The following is a 19,597-nucleotide window of genomic DNA, read 5'->3' as shown; positions in this document are numbered from 1 at the left end:
TATGGGATCATTATCGTTACCATGCGGTGTGGAACAATTGCACACCAATATGAGCGCAGGAGTCTACCTTGATGGACTCGCTGCCAAGGTGATCACCTTATCCAATCAATCCGGTATGACCGCGACTTTTATGGATGTTGGGGCAACGTGGTTAAGCTGTACCGTTCCGGTTGCCGACCAAGTACGAGAAGTATTGCTTGGGGTTGATACCATCGAGAAGTTTCAGCAGCAAACCTGTTTTCTAGGGGCGAGTGTTGGCCGCTATGCAAACCGAATTGCCGGCGCTCAATTTGAACTTAATGGACAGGTTTATTCACTATCACAAAACCATGAAAAATATTGTATTCATGGTGGCGAAATGGGGTTTGATAAGCGCCGTTGGACAGTGGTAAGTCAATCACAAGACCAAGTGGTGTTTGAACTTAACTCCGCCGATGGCGATCAAGGCTTTCCGGGGAATATGCAGGTGCAGTTAAGCTATACGCTCACCGATGACAATCAAGTGTCGATAGACTATCAGGCCAAGGTCGATAAAGCGTGTCCAATTAACTTAACTAATCATGCTTATTTTAATCTACAAGGCGCGAAAAGTGGCGTCAATTGCTTAGAGCATAAGCTGACTATATCAGCCGAGCAGTTTCTTGCAAGTGATGAGAATAGCTTGCCGACGCGCATAAAATCGGTCGTGAATACGGGTTTTGATTTTCAAACTGAAAAAACATTACAGCAAGACTTTTTGTTTGATGATGAGCAAAAATTGGCCGCTGGTTATGATCATGCCTTTATTTTCTCAACTGAACATTTGAATCAACTGAAACAAGTTGCAAGCGTGGTGTCGCCAGATGACAAGGTCAGCATGCACGTGTTTACCACTAAGCCTGCGATGCAAGTTTACAGTGGTAATTATTTAGCTCAGTGTCCCTCACGCGAGGAAGCTCCGTATCAAACATGTGATGGTTTTGCGTTAGAGACTCAATACTTACCTGATGCACCGAATCACCCTGAATGGACGTTTAGCGACAGTATCGTGCAGCCAGATCAGTCATACCACCACACTACGGTATATCAATTTAGTTTTTGATCTTAGGGCTATATTAGTCACTAAATATTATATGTGCCCCTTTAGCTTAATTGCTAAAGGGGCTTTTTTATGGCGAATGGGCGCTCTAACAATCAAGTAAAGATAAAGGAGAGAGGTGATGAAGTAGAGGTATAATGGAGAAAGAAAGCAACAAAATTAATGTAGTATAAAGTCATGAAGATCTATATCACTAAAACCAGAGACAGATTTTCAAGTTATTATTTATTTCGCTAAGTTAATTAAATAACAAATACAATGTCAATATTTGAAATGTGATGTACGTCGCTTATATCGAATAAGGTGTTTTATTGCAAAGCCTGCTCTGAGTCTAATTAATACTATTGACAAGTTGCTCAAGAACAAAACTGTAATTTTATTACTTCTAATTATGTGAGTTAGATGACTAAATACTAATTGACCGAGCTCGTTGTGTGAGGTGGATCTCATTATGTGTGCAGTTGCAGTTATAAGTAACAATCTTGATAATTGATCTATTCCCAGAGATAACAAAGTAAGGTTTCAACATGCTATATAACCTAATTGATCACGATCTAATTGATGTTATTCATAATCAGTCATATGAATGGCAAGAAGCCGTTAAAACGACCACCCAATATCTAGAAAATAAGGGTTATGTTTCCGCTGACTATGCTGATGCGATAATCCAGTCAACGTATGATAATGGCCCTTACTATGTACTTTGTCCAGGTATTGCGATGCCACATGCAAGACCTGAAGCTGGTGTTTTAAAAACAGGCTTAGGTATTCACATCTTCCCACAGCCTGTTGATTTCGGTTCAGACCTTGGTCCAGCCAATGTTCTATTTACGCTTGCCGCGAAAGATTCAGATACTCATATTGAAGTAATACAAGCCTTAAGTGAAATGCTTATTGATGAAGATAACATCACTAAGTTATCTGAAGCCACTTCTAAACAAGAAGTACTCGAACTGATTAAGCAGTACTAAGAAGGAATATAACATGGCTACAAATGTTAGGGCAAAAATACAAGCTTTTGGTGGGCATTTGACCGCAATGGTCCTGCCTAATATCGGGGCATTTATTGCTTGGGGCTTTATCACTGCATTATTCATCCCGACGGGTTGGATGCCCAATGAGCAATTTGCTCAGATTGTTGGTCCGATGATTAAGTATCTATTACCGCTATTGATTGGTTATACGGGGGGGCAAATCGTTGGTGACAAGCGCGGTGCGGTTGCAGGTGCTATTGGTACTATGGGGGTGATTGTCGGTGCAGATATTCCAATGTTTGTCGGTGCAATGATAATGGGGCCTTTAAGTGGGTGGTTTATAGTCCAGTTTGATAAAAAAATTGAACATAAAATACCATCTGGTTTTGAAATGGTCGTTAACAATTTCTCACTTGGTATTATTGGGATGCTTTGTTGCTTGGTTGCCTATGAAGTGGTGGGCCCTGCAGTAACCGCAGCTAATTTGTTTGTTAAATCTGGCATTGAAGCATTGGTCGCAACGGGATATTTACCATTACTTGCGGTTATTAATGAGCCCGCTAAGGTATTGTTTTTGAACAATGCTATTGACCAAGGTATCTATTATCCATTAGGGCTACAAGCCGCGGCAGAAACTGGTAAATCCATCTTCTTCATGGTGGCTTCAAATCCTGGCCCTGGCTTAGGCTTATTGCTAGCTTACGCTAAGTTCGGTGAGGGGCTAAGTAAGCGCTCGGCACCAAGTGCCATTATTATTCATTTCTTTGGTGGTATTCATGAACTGTATTTCCCATATGTTTTAATGAAACCAATTATGATCTTAGCGCTAATTGCGGGTGCAGCGACAGGTATTAGCACTTTTAACTTACTAGGTGCAGGTTTAGTTGCAGGTCCAAGTCCTGGTTCTATCTTTTCGTACCTTGCATTGACACCGAAAGGCGGTTTCATTGGAACTCTCGCGGGTGTGGCAAGTGCGACCATAGTCTCTTTCTTAGTTGCTAGCCTTATTTTGAAAATGAGTAAATCGAAAAAATCAGAAGAAGCTTTTGAGCAATCCGTTACCGATATGAAAGATATGAAAAAAGAAGGCGCAATCAATACCGCTGCAGCGACAGCAGCAACGCCATCTAAAAAAATTCAATATGTTGTTTTCGCTTGTGATGCAGGTATGGGGTCAAGTGCGATGGGGGCTTCTATCTTCAGGAAGAAACTGATGAAAGCCGGTTACGAGATTGAAGTTAAAAACTTTGCTATAGAAAAAGTACCGTCGGAGGCTGATGTAGTTGTGACACATGAAAGCCTAGAAGATAGGGCGATAAAAGCCACAGGGTTACCGGTTATTCCGATTAAGAACTTTTTAAACGACCCCGCTCTGAATGAATTGATGTCAACGATTGAACAACAACAAGCCTAATTTAAAAATTTAGGGGCATAGAGCCCCTCAGGAGAAATACCATGGTTCAAACTACTGCTGCTGTAATTTGTGGTGAAAAAAATGTTCAACTGAGAGCATTTGACTTACCAACAATCTCTGATGATGAATTACTTGTAAAAAATATCTCGAATAGTATTTGTTTATCAACTTATAAAGCGGCCTTGCTAGGAAGTAAGCACAAGCGTGTACCTGAAAATATTGCAGAAGTTCCTGTGATTACGGGTCATGAATATGCAGGCATGATTGTAGAAGTTGGTGCCAATTTAGCGGATAAATTTAAAGTAGGGCAGTCGTTTGTTCTGCAACCAGCAATGGGGTTACCTACTGGTTACTCGGCAGGCTACAGCTATGAAACCTTTGGTGGTAATGCTACTTATTCGATTATTCCAAAAATTGCGATAGAGCTAGGTTGTGTACTGCCTTATGCCGGTTCGTATTTTGCTGATGCGTCACTTGCTGAGCCAATGTCTTGTATTATAGGGGCTTACAACGCAAGTTATCACACCACTCAGTTTGTGTATGAACATGATATGGGTATTAAAGAAGGTGGTTCGTTGGCTCTGTTAGCCTGTGCTGGACCGATGGGGATTGGCGCGATTGATTACGCAATCAATGGACCAAGAAAACCGAAACGTGTGGTAGTGACTGATATTGACCAAGACCGTCTAACTCGAGCAGAAAGTTTGATTTCGATAGAGGCAGCGCAGCAGCAAGGGGTTGAGTTGATTTATGTGAATACTGCACAAGTTGATGATCCAGTATCTTACCTAAAGTCTATTAACGATGGGAAAGGGTATGATGACGTGATGGTTTATGCGGCTGTTAGCCAGGTGCTAGAACAAGCAGATGAATTGTTAGGCAATGATGGTTGTTTAAACTTCTTTGCCGGGCCGACAGATAAGCAATTTAAAGTCCCTTTTAATTTTTATAACGTGCATTACGAAGCAACGCATATTGTGGGCACTTCGGGTGGCTCAAAAGACGACATGATTGAATCGTTAGACTTGTCCTCGAAAGGGAAAATAAACCCATCCTTTATGATCACACATGTAGGGGGTCTACAAGCTGCGCCGGATACCATTTTAAACCAATTAAATATACCTGGTGGGAAAAAACTGATTTATCCGCATATTGATCTGCCATTAACGGCAATCGATGATTTTAAATCGCTGGCACAGAATGAACCATTTTTTAAAGATCTTGATGCTATTTTAGCCAAAGATAATTATGTCTGGAGTGCTCATGCAGAAAAAGCATTACTCGAGTTCTATGATGTGAGCTTGGCGGTTTAGTTGTCATGAATTTATGTGGTAGCCTTTGGTTGCCACATAATTTAGAGGTTTACACGTTGTCAGGTATTCATGAGTTAATGGAAAAGTTGGATGAGTGTGATAACGCTACTTGCTTTCTTCAGATCTCAAATAAAATTATTAATACAGAATTAAAAAAATTACTTCCAAACGTGTTTGTGCAAGATAAGCTCGTTATGGAATATGCAGTTGATCCTCTGTTTAAAGAAGGAGGACCACTGGTGGCGACAGATGTGATGGCTAAATTAGTCTTTGCAATGGGGAAGGTATCATTAGAAACATATTCTGATATTGGTTTATATGCTCAAATGCTGGAATATGCGATCGCTCAACCTGAAAAGGTGTCTTATGGCGATGATATGGTGTTCGACTTTATTAGTAATCAAGCAATACTTTCTACCCAGCAAGATAGCTTTTACATTGAATCAATTAACCAATTAAAATTTTCTTCTTTCGAGACATTCTCTCAGATGAGATATGAATCCCTTATCAAAACAGTTCTCAAACTGTCTTGTGAGATGCTGCTAGAAAAAATCGAAAGGGAAATTAACTCGTAGTAAGGTTTCACCATGAAAGTGAACTTAAATGTTAGTGGGTTTGATACGGAGGCGGTATTTTTTGATGAAGATATTGTCAAAGTCCATCAGCCTTTAGTTGAAAAATTTACTCGCTTATATCAAGAAAACGAACAACGTATTGTGATTTTCCTTTGCGCACCTCCAGGAAGTGGTAAATCAACGTTAGCGGCTTTTTGGCAGCACTTATCCAATCAAAATCCCTCAATTGAGCCGTTGCAAGTTTTACCTTTTGATGGGTTTCATCTCCCTAACGCTATTTTGGAAGAAAGTACTATTCATAAAAATGGCAAAGATATTAACTTGAAAAATATTAAGGGTTCTTATGAAACGTTTAATTTAATTTCATTGATTGATAAATTAAAACAATTGAAAAATAAAGAACCTAAATGGCCATATTACGATAGGAATATTCATGATCCCGTTGATGATGCAATTCAAGTTAATCAAAATATAGTGGTTGTTGAAGGGAATTGGTTATTATTGGATGAGCCAGTTTGGAATGAATTACACCATTTGGCTGATTTTTCTATTTTTATAGATACTGAGCCTAAATTTCTTCAAGAGCGGTTAGTTAATCGGAAAATTCGTGGTGGTAGTAGCGAAGCTGATGCTTTAGCGTTTTATCATAATTCCGATGCCATCAATGTTGAAAAAGTATTGCAGCATTCTGTTGATGCCGATCTTAAATTGTTTATGAACCGTAATGGCTCATTTGATATTTGCTAATTAAAGAGGTTTTTATGAATATTGTTATCGATACTCATACCCACACACTTGCAAGTGGTCATGCCTACAGTACGATTCTAGAGAATGCGCTTTCAGCGAAAAAGAAAGGTTTGAAATTATTCTGCACTACCGATCATGCCCCTGAAATGCCAGGTGCTCCCCATTATTGGTTTTTTAATAATCAGCGCATCTTGCCTCGATTTTTGCATGACGTAGGTATATTACGCGGTGTGGAAGCGAATACATTAAATATCAACGGTGATATTGATTTACCGAGTACGTCCGATCAGCATTTAGATTGGGTTATTGCGAGTTTTCACGAACCTGTTTTTCCGCCATCTAATAAAGACGAGCATACTCAAGCGCTCATTAATGTCATAAAGAGTGGCAGAATAGATGTTCTTGGTCATTTAGGTAATCCTAATTATCCATTTGATATTGAAAAGGTCTTACAGTGCGCCAAACAATACAATGTTGCGGTTGAGGTGAATAATACCTCACTAACAGGAAAAAGCCGTAAGGGCAGTGACGTACGTTGTAGTCAAATTGTCGAAATAGGTAAAAAAATTGGCGTGTATTTTACTACGGGTTCTGATGCGCATTTTTGTGAAGAGATTGCTCGTTTAGATTTAGCGGTTAATCTATTGCAACTGCATAAGGTGGAGGAAAGTAAAATTATAACAACATCAACACAACGGTTTTTAAAATTCTTACTTCTCCGAGGTAAGCCTGTTATTGAGCAATTCAAACACCTCTATTAAAATACTAAGAACCCGAGCTCGGTAACCATCACATACAAGATGTAACTGACTCGGGTTTTTTGTTATCAGTTGAATTAGAATGAATTTATTTTACTGCATCAGTTAACAGCGAAACCAGTTCATCCTCAGTGACGGGGACTTTTGAAAGTTCGACTGCTTGATAGTTCCCACCTTTTAACATATAAGCCTTGGTTGTTAAGTGATCATGATGGAACCACTTACCGTCTAAGCACAAATCCGTATAGCATTTTTCACAAGGTTTAAGCTCCATATACATCCCTTATTATGAGGTTGTTAATGAGTTATTAATGAGCTATTAATGACTTATTAATGTGATGAGGCGAAGATGTTTCTGGGTTGATTTAGATCAATTTTAAACGGGATATATTTTCTTTGGCTGAAAAGTTTGAAGTCTGCGTCATGGTTTAAGGGAAATGCTAAAAAAGTGAAGGATGAAGCAAGTAAATGAAAGGGGGAGAAAATAAAAAACCTCCGGTGAAGGAGGTTAGGGGGAAGGTCAGATTGTCATCTTTTGCGGTGTGGCAGGCGCGCGATTGAAATCTAAAAATGACTCTTAACAAATTCTTCAATTAATTTAATAAAATCCGATTCAGCTAATTTTGCACAGCGCAATGTTTGTTCATGGGACAGTTCTGTTTCACCTAGGCCTTCAGCCATATTGGTAATAGCACATACGGCTAAAACAGGTAAACCACAATGCGCCGCTGAAATAACTTCAGGTACGACTGACATGCCGACCACATCTCCGCCCATTATTTTCATCATTTTGATTTCTGCTGCGGTTTCAAAGTTAGGGCCAGTGTAAGAAACAAAAACACCTTCATTGAGATGAATATTGTTTTCTTTGGCAACACTGTGGATTTCAGCGCGCAATTTTTTATCATAAGCATTGGCAAGGCTAAAGAAGCGATCGCCGTATTTGTCATCATTAGGGCCAACCATTGGCGACTCTGGCATAGTATTAATGTGATCAGTTCAGCTCTCTGGGAAGGCTTTATCAATATTCTGAATGAATTCAAGTTAAGGTACCCGAGCTATACTTTTGACTTTATTGAAATATCGCCGAATTCGCAGCCTGAAGCGATAAAAAATAATAAAATTGATATCGGTATTTGCCGTTTTGCGGACATTCAAAATACTTACCCGCTGTCTACGTCATTGCTGGTCGCGGAGAATATGTGCCTTGCGGTTTCTGATACGCATCCGATGAGTACCAGGAAATTAGTTAACTTAAAAGAGCTTAAAGATGAAGCGTTTGTGGTTTTAAATCGAGAAAAATCCAAATCGACAGAGTTTATTTTAAAGCATTGTATGCAAGCTGATTTTCACGCAAATATCGTATATGAAGTGATTGAACCTCAAACACAGTTAGCTTTTGTTGCCTCTAATCAAGCCGTGGCGGTCGTACCTGAAAGTTATGCCAATATAAAATGGGCACATATTAAATTTATCAAAATTGCCGAATCTATTCCTGCCAGTTTATGCATTATTTATGATGAGCAAAACGAGCAGGAGACTGTTGATAAAATCCTAGAAGTTGCTAGGGGCTGTTGATCTTTAGTGTGTCGCTACACTTCACTAGCAAGATGGCCTGATATCCTCATTGTGATTTTTGATACAAGATCCCGATCGGCGCGATGGCTTGTCCAAATAAGCGCCTTTTTTGTGCCAGAAAAAGCTCTGCGGTGGCGGTGGAATCCATCAATGCGTTGTGGGCAGGGTAGTCGGGTAGCTTATAGAAACGACGTAAAGCCGATAAGCGAAAATCATTTTGATAGCGATTGTTTAAAATGGTGGCTTGCTCAATTTTGAGGGTATCTAACCAAATTAATGGCAAGTCGATAAGGTTGTGAGACAGAAAGAATTGGCTTAGAAAACGGGTTTCTATGGTGGTGCCGTGGGCGATCACAAGGCTGCTTGGTAGGCTTTCAAAAAAATGCTGCATCGCTTGTTCAATTGAAATACCCATTTTCTGCTGCTCTGGCAAAATATGGTGCAACGAGCGAGCAATATTATCGGTTTCATTCTCTTTTGTGGCTGCGCTTGCTACCGGTTGGTTAACGATAAAATGTTGCGCCGTACTTAGCTTAATCACGCCTTTAATGATGTGTACCCAGCCGATACTAACGATATGATCGCTACTAGGATCAAGCCCAGAGGTTTCAAAGTCCACCACCGTAAACGACAGGTCTTTGCAGTCTTGTTTTGGATTTGGATAAGGCTGCACAAGCAAGCGCTGTAAGTATTGTGGCAGTGGCTGCTGCGAGTGCTCTTGTACTTGTTGTAAAAGTGTTTGACGGCGTTTTTCTAACCGCAGTAAAGGGTGACGGTTAGAGAATAAGTTCATCATGTTGCCAAGCTTACCTTTGCTGGTGAAACGAGACGGGTGTTTTTCAATTTGGTCTGGCACCTTAGCCTCCAAATTTCATTTTTATCAAATCTTGAAAGCTTGAAATAATTCGGAAAGCATCTTTTAAATGCTGACGCTCAAAACTGCCAAATAAGTCAGGTTGGAGTTGGTTATCAATGCCGCAATCCTTTTGTATTGCTTGCAACTGGTGTTGATAGCGCAATTGATTGACATAATGATAGGTTTCACTCAGATCTTGATAACTTGAATCATTTAGCACCTTAGTGTCGCGTAAAAAATCAATCCGTTCACTGGTATTGAGGAGGCTGGCTTGTTCACTTAGAGGAGCAGACTCAGCGAGCAAGTTTTGCTTCATTAAATAATAAATCCGAACTAGATCGACCACGCAACTGATGGCCGCTTTTTTGATGTTGAGGACTTTATTGTTATTGCCGTCTTTTTCGAGCACCAAATGTTGGAATATTCCCAATGGTGGGCGAGTTCTAAGCGCATTACGCACTAAGGCCACGGTTAATTGCATATTATTGGTGACAAGCTTATGACGACAATCATCGACTTGCTTAAATAAGGCGAGATCGCCATAAACAGGGCGTATTTCTAAAAACACATTCAAATTAAGCAATAACTCGTATTCAGGGTTAGTGCTCCATTTACGATAATATTCCTGCCAAATTTTTGCCTTTTGACACCATTGATGGGTCGCGGCCATAAAGCGGCCTGTGCATAGGGTGTAGCCTAATTCGGATAACGATTTACAAATGCTCATCGCAAAGTGATTGAAGTAGATCCGATCAGATGCGGTGGCGTTATCAGCCAGAATAATCGCATTGTCTTGGTCGGAGGCTAAATGTACCTCATTGCGGGCATGGGATCCGGCTACAATCCAAGTGAATGCGCAGGGTGGTTGGCCAAAGTTTTTTATGGCTAATTCGATTAAGCGATGGGTAAAGGCATCGTAGATCAAACTCAATACTTGCCCAATAATGGTTGGCGAGGAATTGCTCTCCATTATGCCTTCAAATGCGGCGTTACGTTGTTTGGATAAATCGATCAGCTCAACAATGGATTTTGCATGGCGGATCTTATCGAGTAAGAAAATAGACTGGACGCTGTTATTTTGTATGAGGTGCTGAGGGGTAATAAATCCAGTGACCTGTTTATTATGGTTTAAAACCGGTACATTTTGGATGTTGTGCTTCATCATTAATTGCACAGCCGCGATAACCAATTCATCCTCATACACGCTATAAAGTTGTTGCGACATGATTGAGCTTATCGGATCGCGAACATTTTTCGCTTCAGCAACCACACGCTTAGTCATGTCTTTATCGGTGATCATCCCGATCAGTGTTTTATTCTCATCGACCACAAAAGCACAGGATACGCCAATCACATTTCGCATTTGATGGGCAACGGCTTGAATGCTGTCACTGGGCGAGGCAATGGCAAGGCGGGTGCTGGCAATGTCGCTATTAGGGCGAAGATATTGTGCCTGAGAATAGTGGTGATTATTTTGCTTAATATTTTGGGCATGCAAACGTGTTTGTTGGTTAGATGCGAGTTGTGCCGCTATTCGAGGATGATCGGAGACGGCTTCAATTAAAGCATGATAATCAAATCGATAGAGTAAAGTATTTTCTAAGGCAAGAATTGAATAACCGATCTCAGAATCAGTTTGCTGTAGGTTAAAGCCAAAAATATCTTCCACCCCAAGCTTGGCGCGTAGGCTACCGTCGAGATTGTTTTGTTGCACCACGCCGGTTCGAATAATGTATAGGTAAGGTTTGTGATCGCCTTGATCTAAAATCTCGTCACACCCTAATAATAAGATATCTGCGGTATGGGCAATATCATAAAGTGCATTTTGAGGTAGCTGACTGAAAGGCGAGATGTTTTGCAGAAAGAATACAATATTGGGCAACAATTCATTATTCATACAGGTTGCCTATCCTTATCTTATTTTCCCGATTTAAATTTTAGACTGTAAAAACAAAAGCTTAACAGGCTATTCATACTGATCGTTAATGCCGAGAATCTAGGAGTTAATGATTATTGGGTATTCCAAATCTAATCACAATCAGTATGAATAGCCCCATCAAAAGATGAGGCTAGAAGGTGTTTCTTGGTTAATTAATTACCAGGATACCAATTACCAGAAGACTGAGTACAGTACCGCAGTAATAATCATGATCACATAAGCGGCAACATTGAAGCTACGCTCGGTGGTAAACATGGAAGAATTTAATGCAATCGCTTTAGGGTCATCATCATAATCAGAAGAGCTCAAGCTAGTAAATGCAATCACTGCCATGGTAAATAGAAGCGTGTAAAGCATTTGGTCCATGAAAGGCATGTTCAGTGGCATGAATTTCAAGAACAAGGCGAATGGGATAGATAAAATCACACCGGTAACCGCGCCTTTGCTATTGGTTTTCTTCCAGAATAGACCAAGTAGGAATACCGCCAAGATACCAGGACTAACAAGACCTGTGTATTCTTGAATGTATTGGAATGCTTGACCAAGGTTGCTTAGCATTGGCGCGACTAAACATGCAATAATAAGCGCTACGATAGCCGAGATACGGCCGACGTTAACCAGTTTATGATCGCTTGCTTTAGGACCAATGAACTCTTTGTAAATATCCATAGTAAAGATAGTTGCAGTTGAGTTCAGCATCGACGCTAATGAAGAAACAATTGCAGCAGCAAGTGCGGCAAACACGATACCTTTAAAGCCAACAGGTAGGAATTGAGTTAACCAAGGGTAGGCTTTATCCGCATGCGCTAAAGAAGGCATGTTCACCATTGCAGTATTACCCAGCTGTGACATTAGCTCTGGAGAAGAGGTGATCACGTAAGCCGCAATACCAGGAACCACTACTAGGAATGGCACGATCAATTTCAAGAACGCTGCAAACATAATCCCTTTTTGTGCTTCAGGAACCGATTTAGCCGCTAAAGTACGTTGAATGATGTATTGGTTGAAACCCCAGTAGTATAAGTTCGCCACCCAAAGACCACCGATAAGTACCGCGATACCTGGAAGGTTGACATATTGAGGGTTGCTTTGGTCCAAAATCATTTGGAAATGCTCAGGAGCCGCTTCTGCCATTTTAGACAAACCGCTAAACCAACCGTCTGCGCCACCAATAAAACCAACTGCTAAATAGGTGGTTAATAGGCCGCCGAGAACTAAGAAGAACACTTGGATAACATCGGTCCACACTACCGCAGACAAACCGCCATAAATAGAGTAAATCAACGCAAATAAAGCCAGACCAATAATAGAATACATTAGTGGAATGCCAAGAATAGTTTGTAGTGCCAAACCGCCTAAGTATAAAACTGAGGTTAAGTTAACAAACACGTACAATCCGATCCAGAATACCGCCAATATGGTTTTCAAATTTTTGTTAAAGCGTTTCTCAACAAATTCTGGAATGGTATAGATGCCCTTATCAATAAATACAGGGAGGAAGTATTTACCCACAATGATAAGGGTAATAGCTGCCATCCACTCATACGATGCAATCGCAAGGCCGATAGAAAAGCCAGAACCCGACATGCCAATAAACTGCTCAGCAGAAATGTTAGCTGCAATTAATGAAGAACCGACCGCCCACCAAGGCAGCGATTTACCTGCTAGGAAGTAATCTTCAGTACCTTTTTTAGTACCTTTTTTATCTCGGGAAACCCAAAGACCAACACCAATTATAATTGCCACATACAGCGCAAATACAACGATGTCGATAGTACCTAATCCATTTTCTACATGAGACATAGTATTGAACCTATCGTTTGTTGTGTGAATTTGGAAGAAGTGTAAACGTTTACAGGCTCAGGCGGGGTGATAAATGTCACAAAGTGTTACATTTGTGTTTATTTCAATAAAAACTCTAGGAATTAGTGGGCTATAACCGAGACACGCTTGACCAAGGTCGGTACAAACATTTGTGTTTCTGCTTGAGCCGGTTCTTTGTTGGCCAGCCTTAGTGCTAATGCGGCGGCTTTTTCTGCCATCATTTGAATAGGGTAGCGCACGGTGGTGAGTTTTGGATGCAAGTACTTTGCAATCAGGCCGTTATCAAAACCAATGATCGACATATCGGCTGGCGCTTCAATGTTATTTTCCTCAAGCACAGAAAGCGTTCCAGCGGCCATATAATCGTTATAGGTCGCAATGGCGGTCAAAGGTTGATTTTTTGCCAGTAAATTGAGCATAGCCATCTCGCCGCCTTGTTCATCTGGGCTGCCGTATTCAATATAGCTTTCACAGTCCGGCAGGTGATTATCTTTTAGAGCTTGTAAATAGCCGGCTTTGCGTTGATGGGTATCTTCGATGTCATGGTTTGAGCAGATATAACCGATATGTTGGTGGCCTTTTTTGATCAAGTATTCAGTGGCAAGGTAGGAACCACGATGATTATCGAGTGCAATACAGCGTTGGGCTATTTCAGGAATATGTCGATTGATTAACACCATGCCTGGAATTTCTTTGGCAAAGCCAATCAACTCGTCATTACTGAGCGCTTTAGAGTGGATCACCAAGGCTTCACAACGATGGTTGATCAACAGTTCAATCGCCTCACGTTCTTTTTGTGCGCTATGGTAGCCATTACCAATTAATAAATGTTTACCCTGCGCGGTGGCAACGGTATCAATCGCTTTTACCATAGAACCAAAAAACGGATCGGATACATCACCGACTAAAACGCCCATGGTTAATGTGGACTGGCTAACTAAAGCGCGCGCGGCAGCATTAGGACGATAGCCTAATTTTTTCATCGCAAGATTAACCGTTTCAATTGAAGCTTTACTTGCTTTCGGTGATTTATTGATCACGCGTGAAACGGTCGCGATGGAAACATTCGCTTCTTTTGCTACATCTTTAATGGTTGACATAGTGGTTTGTTCCAGAATTTTTTATGCCATTAAACGTTAATAATAGCGCGCTAGAGTGGATAACGTTTACACATTGTGATTTATTCAGCTTACACTAACGTTTTGTTATTGTATTTTCTAGTTTTTATTATCTCTTCGACCACAAGGCTAATCTCATGATGAGAAGTTCTCATGTTAACAACGGATTGAAACGTATTATTTTGACTGTTGCTGCTTTTTTACTGCCAGTGGCTTTGGTCAGTGCTAAGCAAAATATCCCGCATTCGGAGGGGGATGTGGTGTCAGTGTCTTTAGGGGATTTGCACCCAACCCAAGCTTTAATTGGTCGTGATCAAGTGTTGTATAAATTGGCTAACTATCAGAAAAAACCGAAGAACCTATTTGATGATGTGTGTGAAGCCAATGGCCAAAAAGGGATCAAGGATTTTGATCAGAACTCGAAGCCCAATAAGCTTGATTCATTTACTTGCTTAGAATCTATTGGCCGTGAAAAATCGGCGCTGAAAACTGTGGTGATCGCCCCAAATGGACAGCTATATCTTACCGATGGTCATCATACCTTCACCACTTTTTGGGCTATGCCAAATGGTGGCCCCGATTTTCCTATTCATGTTTTAATCGCAAAAGATTATCGCAATGGAGAGGCTAATTTACAATCAGGGGTTAGTGCACAAAAAAAGCAGATGACGGAATTTTGGCAGCAAATGCAGCAGGATAAAAACACATGGCTATTTAATGTTGCCGGTGATGCGATTACGCCACAAGAATTGCCAAAGCAGCTTGATCTCAAGCAATTTCAAGATTCACCAATGCGTTCCATGCTGTATTTTACCAAAGGCGTGAGTTGGGATAAGCCAGATGTTGCCGTGCCATTTTTAGAGTTTTATTGGGCAAAAGCACTGTCACTGCAATTGGCAGAAAATCGTGATGATCTTACCACTGAAAGCGGCTTTGTTGCGTAATTCAAATTTAGAGGTGACAACACTAGAATGGTATTATTTCAATCAATTCGGTAAGTTTTAGGCATACCTAGCCCTGTTAGTTTATTTAAAGCTTTGATCATTGCGTAAGCTTCCCCAACTTGGGCATTATAATTTCTTAAGCTGAGTGTTCCGCCCAATAGCTTTTTCACTCGATGCATTGCCGTTTCTGAAATTGCCCTTTTATGATACCCAAACCGTGTTTTCCACTGCTTATTAGAACCATAAAACTGTTGAAACCCGACGGATAAATTTCGTGGATGTCCCTTTTCCCAAAAGACTGCACCAAGTCTTGGGGGCACAATTGGGGTGGCTTTTTTGATACGAATGATAAATCTTTCCGCCGCGATCTGTATTATCGCTTAAATGTATTTCCAATTCGTATTCCGCCATTGCGTGAGCGCGGTGAAGACATTCCATTGCTGGCGAAGCATTTTACTCGTATCTTCGCTAAAAAAATGAACCGTGATATCAGCAGTATTTCCTCTGAAACTCTGCGGGTGCTGTCTTCATTGCCGTGGCCTGGTAATATTCGCGAATTGAAAAACGTAATCGAGCGCGCGGTGATCATGACCTATGGCAGCGTATTGCATTTGCCGATTTCAGAGCTGCAAGAGTATTTTCCAGAAGTTGAAAGCACCTCGTTTAGTGTCAATGATGATCCACAAACCCGTTCCGGTTTTTGTTGTACTGAGTCAGTCGGGCAAAAAGAGCAAGCCTGCAGCAATACCGATCGCAGTGCGATGAGCAGTAAAAAAAGCCTTGAATGCGAGCAAATTATTCAAGTGTTAAAAGAAACCAATGGCATTGTGGCAGGGCCTCGCGGCGCAGCGCAACGTTTAGGTTTAAAGCGAACCACTTTACTTTCTCGTATGCAGCGCTTAGGGATCACATCCAATGATTACGCCTAAAAACCCCAACGGACTCGACGTTGCCGCTTTATTGGCTGTGTTCGTTTATCTAAATCTAAACCTCCAATTGACTAGCAAAGGCGCTTCTCATGAATGAATGTACTGACCAACCGGTTGTTTCGTCAGTTATCGCTGCCGATGTGTTAATGTGCTCAACGGATCCTCTCGCGACAACATCCACTTGCCGCACTTATTCGCGTTTGAGTTTTCATGATGGTCAATTGTTTGATATGGAAGAAGACGAACTGGCAGTCGAAACGGCGGTGGCGATGGTGTATAACGACGGTGCAAATGTGCAGCGCGATCGATCTTGAAGACTTAGCGGTTGGTTTTTCGGTTACTGGAGGCATTGTTGATGATGCCAAGCAAATTCATGGCGTTGAAGTCGTGCCTGTATGCAATGGAGTTGAAGTGCATATTGAGTTGGCGAACCGTCATTTTGAACGCTTAAAACGTGCTCGTCGGAATATGAGTGGCCGAACGGGTTGTGGTATTTGTGGCACCGAAAGTTTGCAGCATGTGGTACGCGCGGTGACGCCAGTGAGTGATACCACCACACTGTCACATCAGGCAATTGAACGTGCATTATCACAATTTAAACAACATCAAACCTTAAACCAACAAACCGGTTCAACCCATGCGGCGGCGTATATTTCTGCCAAAGGTGAGATCTTAGCCATCCGTGAAGATGTCGGTCGTCATAATGCGTTAGATAAACTCATTGGTCATTATTTAACATCTGACTATCAAGGTGGGGCGATTTTAGTCTCAAGCCGAGCCAGTTTTGAAATGGTGCAAAAAACAGCGGCTGCCAATGTGGGTATTTTATTGGCGATTTCAGGTGCGACCAGCATGGCGGTGGATTTATCTGAACAATTAAACCTGACTTTATAGGGTTATTGCCGTACCGGTCGAATGAATGTCTATACTCATTCCGATCGGATTCAATTTCCTGCTTGATATTAGTAGAAAAAGTAAAAAATTTTTTATTCATTTACACTCAGCTAGCAGTGTTTACTGTGGCTATAGGGATAGTTATGTTTTTAGTATCGAAAAATAAAATTAAGCATTGGTTAGGAACGACCATTGTTTTTACTTCTATTTGTATTTCATGGCCAGTGCTGGCAGATAATGCCACTTCGACGCAGATCATTGATTGTCGTGCTAGTGAGTATTTCAATGGTTGGCCGCAAGAAGGTATGAAGTTGGGTGGACACATTCCTAATGCGGTAAATATTCGCGCCCAATGGTTAGACAATATGTCTGTAGCCGAAAGAACTCACTTTTTAGTGGATCAAAAACAACTCAATAAAAATCAACCAATTAAGATTTATTGTGACAGCGGCAATGCGAAAAAACTGCAACAACAATTAACAGGTATTGATTTTAAATCTGTAGCAATTATGCAAAAGCCATTATCCGATTTTCAAGATCAATTGGTTGCGTTACCGCATTTTAAAACCTTAGTCAGCCCTCGTTGGTTGAATCTGTTGGTTAGCCATTCATCGTCGAATGATGCGCAGTTAGTGGCTGCGCCGCAACATGATTTTAAAATCATTGAAGCCGGTTGGGGCCCAGCTACAGGATATTTGTTATCTCATGTGAAAGGTGCGATATATGCTAATACCAATGACTTTGAATCTAAACCTTTGTGGAATGTGGTACCGCCTGCACAATTGCAACAAAACATTGAGAAACTGGGTATTACCCAAGACACAACGGTGGTTTTGTATGGACGTGATAATTTAGGTGCGGCGCGTATTGCTCAAATTCTAATGTATGCAGGCGTTAAAGATGTCCGTTTATTGGATGGTGGTTGGGAAGCATGGCAAGCGGCGGATCTACCGACACAATCGGGTAATAATTCGGTGAAAAATGTGGTGAAGTTTGGCGCAAAAGTTCCAGCCCACCCTGAATACATTACCGATGTAAGCCAAGTGAAAATCATGCTCAAAGACAGCGATAACAACTCGCTCGTCAGCGTGCGGACTTGGAGTGAATACATTGGCGATACCAGCGGTTACAGCTATATTAAGCCTAAAGGTCGTGTCGATGGTGCTAAATGGGGGCAAGGTGGTAAAAATTCCAATAATTTAGACGACTTTACCAACCCGGACGGTACTATGCGCAGTGCCAGCGAAATTCAATCGAAATGGCAGGCGTGGAATATTCGCACCGATCAAAAAGTCAGCTTCTACTGTGGCACTGGCTGGCGAGCATCAGCGGTATTCTTGTACGCTTATGCCATGGGTTGGAACAATATCAGTGTATTTGATGGTGGTTGGTATCAATGGAGTCTAGATGGCAATAATCCTACATTGACTGGTACGCCAAGCGCTGTTCATTAACAATTAAATATAAAGTATTATTTATTGTCCCATCGAGTTGGGGCGGTTACTTACACCAATTTGAGGTCATACTATGAGCGATATTCGTCTTACCCAATACAGTCATGGCGCGGGCTGTGGTTGTAAAATCTCACCAAAAGTATTGGATGAAATTTTAAAAACCAGTGTGCCACAATTTGTTGATCCGAACTTATTAGTTGGTAACGAAGAGCGTGATGATGCTGCGGTATACGATTTACAAAATGGTACTGCGATTATCAGCACCACCGATTTCTTTATGCCAATTGTTGATGATCCGTATGATTTTGGTCGCATTGCGGCAACCAACGCCATCAGCGATGTGTATGCAATGGGCGGAAAACCGATCATGGCGATCGCGATCTTAGGCTGGCCGTTAGATAAGTTATCACCAGAAGTGGCGCAACAAGTGATTGAAGGTGGCCGCTCGGTGTGTAAAGACGCAGGGATCACACTTGCAGGTGGGCATTCAATTGATGCACCAGAACCTATTTTTGGTTTAGCGGTGACCGGTATTGCAGATACCGACACCATTAAACGCAATAGCCAAGCTAAAGCGGGTTGTGATTTGTTTATTACCAAACCATTAGGGATTGGCATTTTAACTACTGCAGAAAAACGCGCCAAATTAAAATTTGAACATCAAGGTTTAGCACGCGATTGGATGTGTAAATTAAACAAACCAGGCTTTGATTTTGCTCAACTTGAATGCGTGAAAGCGATGACAGATGTTACCGGTTTTGGTCTGCTTGGTCACTTAAGCGAAGTGTGTCAAGGCTCGGACGTTATCGCGAATATTGAGTTTGATAAAGTGCCGACATTGCCTGGCGTTTATGAGTATATCGAACAAGGTTGCACCCCAGGTGGTACTTCACGCAACTATGAAAGCTATGGTCATTTAATTGGTAATATTACCGATCTGCAAAAATCAGTATTGTGCGATCCACAAACTTCGGGCGGTTTATTGCTAGCGGTAGAAAAAGGCAATCGCCAAGCCCTTCAAGTGGTGGCAGAGCAATACAATATTGAATTAATTTCAATTGGAGAGTTAGTCGAGAAACAAGACGACAGTTCAATTGTGGTTCATGTGGCCTAATGACCAACAATAATGTTACATACCCCAAGTAATAAGGGTATTAATCGCTTTGATTCGATGTGATTTTTGACTGATTATGTTAATGTTT

The 19,597-nt window shown here is 41.2% G+C and carries 18 protein-coding genes and 4 pseudogenes; 15 read left to right on the top strand and 7 right to left on the bottom strand.

Translation table 11 applies throughout. The annotated features are described in order from the left end of the window. The first annotated feature begins 1 nt into the window (after nucleotide 1). From galM to GFB47_RS14765, 7 genes are all read left to right on the top strand, one after another. Nucleotides 2-1,081, top strand: a complete 1,080-nt coding sequence (gene galM / locus GFB47_RS14795) for a galactose-1-epimerase (RefSeq protein ID WP_407701713.1) — start codon at nucleotides 2-4, stop codon at nucleotides 1,079-1,081. A gap of 524 nt (nucleotides 1,082-1,605) precedes the next feature. Continuing rightward, the gene (locus GFB47_RS14790) at nucleotides 1,606-2,049 is read left to right on the top strand and encodes a PTS sugar transporter subunit IIA (protein WP_153448790.1); all 444 of its coding nucleotides are present in this window, start codon (nucleotides 1,606-1,608) and stop codon (nucleotides 2,047-2,049) included. Nucleotides 2,050-2,062: 13 nt separating this feature from the next. Next, complete coding sequence (locus GFB47_RS14785) at nucleotides 2,063-3,466, top strand: PTS mannitol transporter subunit IICB (RefSeq protein WP_153448789.1); 1,404 nt, start codon at nucleotides 2,063-2,065, stop codon at nucleotides 3,464-3,466. Between the two features lie 41 nt (nucleotides 3,467-3,507). After that, nucleotides 3,508-4,779, top strand: a complete 1,272-nt coding sequence (locus GFB47_RS14780) for a zinc-binding dehydrogenase (protein WP_153448788.1) — start codon at nucleotides 3,508-3,510, stop codon at nucleotides 4,777-4,779. A gap of 56 nt (nucleotides 4,780-4,835) precedes the next feature. Next, the gene (locus tag GFB47_RS14775) at nucleotides 4,836-5,354 is read left to right on the top strand and encodes an MltR family transcriptional regulator (RefSeq protein WP_153449030.1); all 519 of its coding nucleotides are present in this window, start codon (nucleotides 4,836-4,838) and stop codon (nucleotides 5,352-5,354) included. Between the two features lie 12 nt (nucleotides 5,355-5,366). After that, the gene (locus GFB47_RS14770; RefSeq protein WP_153448787.1) at nucleotides 5,367-6,101 is read left to right on the top strand and encodes a nucleoside/nucleotide kinase family protein; all 735 of its coding nucleotides are present in this window, start codon (nucleotides 5,367-5,369) and stop codon (nucleotides 6,099-6,101) included. Nucleotides 6,102-6,115: 14 nt separating this feature from the next. Continuing rightward, nucleotides 6,116-6,862, top strand: coding sequence for a phosphatase (locus GFB47_RS14765; RefSeq protein WP_153448786.1), 747 nt, complete (start codon nucleotides 6,116-6,118; stop codon nucleotides 6,860-6,862). 85 nt (nucleotides 6,863-6,947) lie between these two features. On the opposite strand, the gene GFB47_RS14760 is transcribed toward GFB47_RS14765, so the two are convergent. Together GFB47_RS14760 and GFB47_RS14755 are read right to left on the bottom strand one after the other, a co-directional pair. Then, the gene (locus GFB47_RS14760) at nucleotides 6,948-7,133 is read right to left on the bottom strand and encodes a hypothetical protein (protein ID WP_153448785.1); all 186 of its coding nucleotides are present in this window, start codon (nucleotides 7,131-7,133) and stop codon (nucleotides 6,948-6,950) included. A 290-nt stretch (nucleotides 7,134-7,423) separates the two neighbouring features. After that, nucleotides 7,424-7,855 (bottom strand): annotated as a pseudogene (locus tag GFB47_RS14755) (phosphorylase family protein); the annotation flags it as partial. On the opposite strand from GFB47_RS14755, the gene GFB47_RS14750 reads away from it, so the two are divergent. Further along, on the top strand, nucleotides 7,739-8,437 hold the full coding sequence (locus GFB47_RS14750) for a LysR substrate-binding domain-containing protein (RefSeq protein WP_153448784.1): 699 nt from the start codon (nucleotides 7,739-7,741) through the stop codon (nucleotides 8,435-8,437). The pseudogene GFB47_RS14755 and the gene GFB47_RS14750 overlap by 117 nt on opposite strands. Nucleotides 8,438-8,483: 46 nt before the next feature. On the opposite strand, the gene GFB47_RS14745 is transcribed toward GFB47_RS14750, so the two are convergent. The 4 genes from GFB47_RS14745 to GFB47_RS14730 form a co-directional block, all read right to left on the bottom strand. Further along, nucleotides 8,484-9,293, bottom strand: coding sequence for a 3'-5' exonuclease (locus tag GFB47_RS14745; RefSeq protein WP_225874326.1), 810 nt, complete (start codon nucleotides 9,291-9,293; stop codon nucleotides 8,484-8,486). 1 nt (nucleotide 9,294) lies between these two features. Then, nucleotides 9,295-11,190: a DUF294 nucleotidyltransferase-like domain-containing protein gene (locus GFB47_RS14740; RefSeq protein ID WP_153448783.1), complete on the bottom strand. Its 1,896-nt coding sequence runs from the start codon at nucleotides 11,188-11,190 to the stop codon at nucleotides 9,295-9,297. A 213-nt stretch (nucleotides 11,191-11,403) separates the two neighbouring features. Beyond that, entirely contained in the window at nucleotides 11,404-13,035 is a 1,632-nt protein-coding gene (locus GFB47_RS14735; protein WP_153448782.1) for a sodium/sugar symporter, read from the bottom strand. 122 nt (nucleotides 13,036-13,157) lie between these two features. Beyond that, nucleotides 13,158-14,156: a substrate-binding domain-containing protein gene (locus tag GFB47_RS14730; RefSeq protein ID WP_153448781.1), complete on the bottom strand. Its 999-nt coding sequence runs from the start codon at nucleotides 14,154-14,156 to the stop codon at nucleotides 13,158-13,160. A 155-nt stretch (nucleotides 14,157-14,311) separates the two neighbouring features. On the opposite strand from GFB47_RS14730, the gene GFB47_RS14725 reads away from it, so the two are divergent. Then, nucleotides 14,312-15,118: a ParB/Srx family N-terminal domain-containing protein gene (locus GFB47_RS14725; protein ID WP_225874325.1), complete on the top strand. Its 807-nt coding sequence runs from the start codon at nucleotides 14,312-14,314 to the stop codon at nucleotides 15,116-15,118. Nucleotides 15,119-15,156: 38 nt separating this feature from the next. Here GFB47_RS14725 and GFB47_RS14720 read toward each other — a convergent pair. Beyond that, nucleotides 15,157-15,465, bottom strand: a pseudogene (locus GFB47_RS14720) (IS5/IS1182 family transposase); the annotation flags it as partial. Here GFB47_RS14720 and GFB47_RS16835 point away from each other — a divergent pair. The 6 genes and pseudogenes from GFB47_RS16835 to selD all read left to right on the top strand — a co-directional run. Continuing rightward, nucleotides 15,397-15,699: pseudogene (locus tag GFB47_RS16835) on the top strand (AAA-type ATPase lid domain-containing protein); the annotation flags it as partial. The pseudogenes GFB47_RS14720 and GFB47_RS16835 overlap by 69 nt on opposite strands. A gap of 210 nt (nucleotides 15,700-15,909) precedes the next feature. Further along, nucleotides 15,910-16,047: pseudogene (locus GFB47_RS16810) on the top strand (hypothetical protein); the annotation flags it as partial. A gap of 89 nt (nucleotides 16,048-16,136) precedes the next feature. After that, the gene (locus tag GFB47_RS16525; protein ID WP_218619099.1) at nucleotides 16,137-16,361 is read left to right on the top strand and encodes a hypothetical protein; all 225 of its coding nucleotides are present in this window, start codon (nucleotides 16,137-16,139) and stop codon (nucleotides 16,359-16,361) included. Then, nucleotides 16,339-16,941, top strand: coding sequence for a formate dehydrogenase accessory sulfurtransferase FdhD (gene fdhD, locus GFB47_RS14710; protein ID WP_218619098.1), 603 nt, complete (start codon nucleotides 16,339-16,341; stop codon nucleotides 16,939-16,941). Before GFB47_RS16525 ends, fdhD begins: the two co-directional genes overlap by 23 nt. Nucleotides 16,942-17,084: 143 nt before the next feature. Then, nucleotides 17,085-18,395: a sulfurtransferase gene (locus GFB47_RS14705; protein WP_153448779.1), complete on the top strand. Its 1,311-nt coding sequence runs from the start codon at nucleotides 17,085-17,087 to the stop codon at nucleotides 18,393-18,395. A 73-nt stretch (nucleotides 18,396-18,468) separates the two neighbouring features. Beyond that, on the top strand, nucleotides 18,469-19,509 hold the full coding sequence (gene selD, locus GFB47_RS14700) for a selenide, water dikinase SelD (RefSeq protein ID WP_153448778.1): 1,041 nt from the start codon (nucleotides 18,469-18,471) through the stop codon (nucleotides 19,507-19,509). Nucleotides 19,510-19,597 lie beyond the last annotated feature (88 nt).

Source organism: Vibrio algicola (assembly GCF_009601765.2).
In the GTDB taxonomy this organism is placed as follows: domain Bacteria; phylum Pseudomonadota; class Gammaproteobacteria; order Enterobacterales; family Vibrionaceae; genus Vibrio; species Vibrio algicola.
Note: the sequence above shows the minus strand (reverse complement) of the source record. Positions and strands in the feature narration are given on the sequence as shown.

Bases quoted from the DNA above. Each gene is read 5' to 3' on its own strand.
- galM (WP_407701713.1), top strand. From the start codon at position 2: ATGGGATCATTATCGTTACCATGCGGTGTGGAACAATTGCACACCAAT.
- GFB47_RS14790 (WP_153448790.1), top strand. From the start codon at position 1,606: ATGCTATATAACCTAATTGATCACGATCTAATTGATGTTATTCATAAT.
- GFB47_RS14785 (WP_153448789.1), top strand. From the start codon at position 2,063: ATGGCTACAAATGTTAGGGCAAAAATACAAGCTTTTGGTGGGCATTTG.
- GFB47_RS14780 (WP_153448788.1), top strand. From the start codon at position 3,508: ATGGTTCAAACTACTGCTGCTGTAATTTGTGGTGAAAAAAATGTTCAA.
- GFB47_RS14770 (WP_153448787.1), top strand. From the start codon at position 5,367: ATGAAAGTGAACTTAAATGTTAGTGGGTTTGATACGGAGGCGGTATTT.
- GFB47_RS14765 (WP_153448786.1), top strand. From the start codon at position 6,116: ATGAATATTGTTATCGATACTCATACCCACACACTTGCAAGTGGTCAT.
- GFB47_RS14760 (WP_153448785.1), bottom strand. From the start codon at position 7,133: ATGGAGCTTAAACCTTGTGAAAAATGCTATACGGATTTGTGCTTAGAC.
- GFB47_RS14740 (WP_153448783.1), bottom strand. From the start codon at position 11,190: ATGAATAATGAATTGTTGCCCAATATTGTATTCTTTCTGCAAAACATC.
- GFB47_RS14735 (WP_153448782.1), bottom strand. From the start codon at position 13,035: ATGTCTCATGTAGAAAATGGATTAGGTACTATCGACATCGTTGTATTT.
- GFB47_RS14730 (WP_153448781.1), bottom strand. From the start codon at position 14,156: ATGTCAACCATTAAAGATGTAGCAAAAGAAGCGAATGTTTCCATCGCG.
- GFB47_RS14725 (WP_225874325.1), top strand. From the start codon at position 14,312: ATGATGAGAAGTTCTCATGTTAACAACGGATTGAAACGTATTATTTTG.
- GFB47_RS16525 (WP_218619099.1), top strand. From the start codon at position 16,137: ATGAATGAATGTACTGACCAACCGGTTGTTTCGTCAGTTATCGCTGCC.
- fdhD (WP_218619098.1), top strand. From the start codon at position 16,339: ATGTGCAGCGCGATCGATCTTGAAGACTTAGCGGTTGGTTTTTCGGTT.
- GFB47_RS14705 (WP_153448779.1), top strand. From the start codon at position 17,085: ATGTTTTTAGTATCGAAAAATAAAATTAAGCATTGGTTAGGAACGACC.
- selD (WP_153448778.1), top strand. From the start codon at position 18,469: ATGAGCGATATTCGTCTTACCCAATACAGTCATGGCGCGGGCTGTGGT.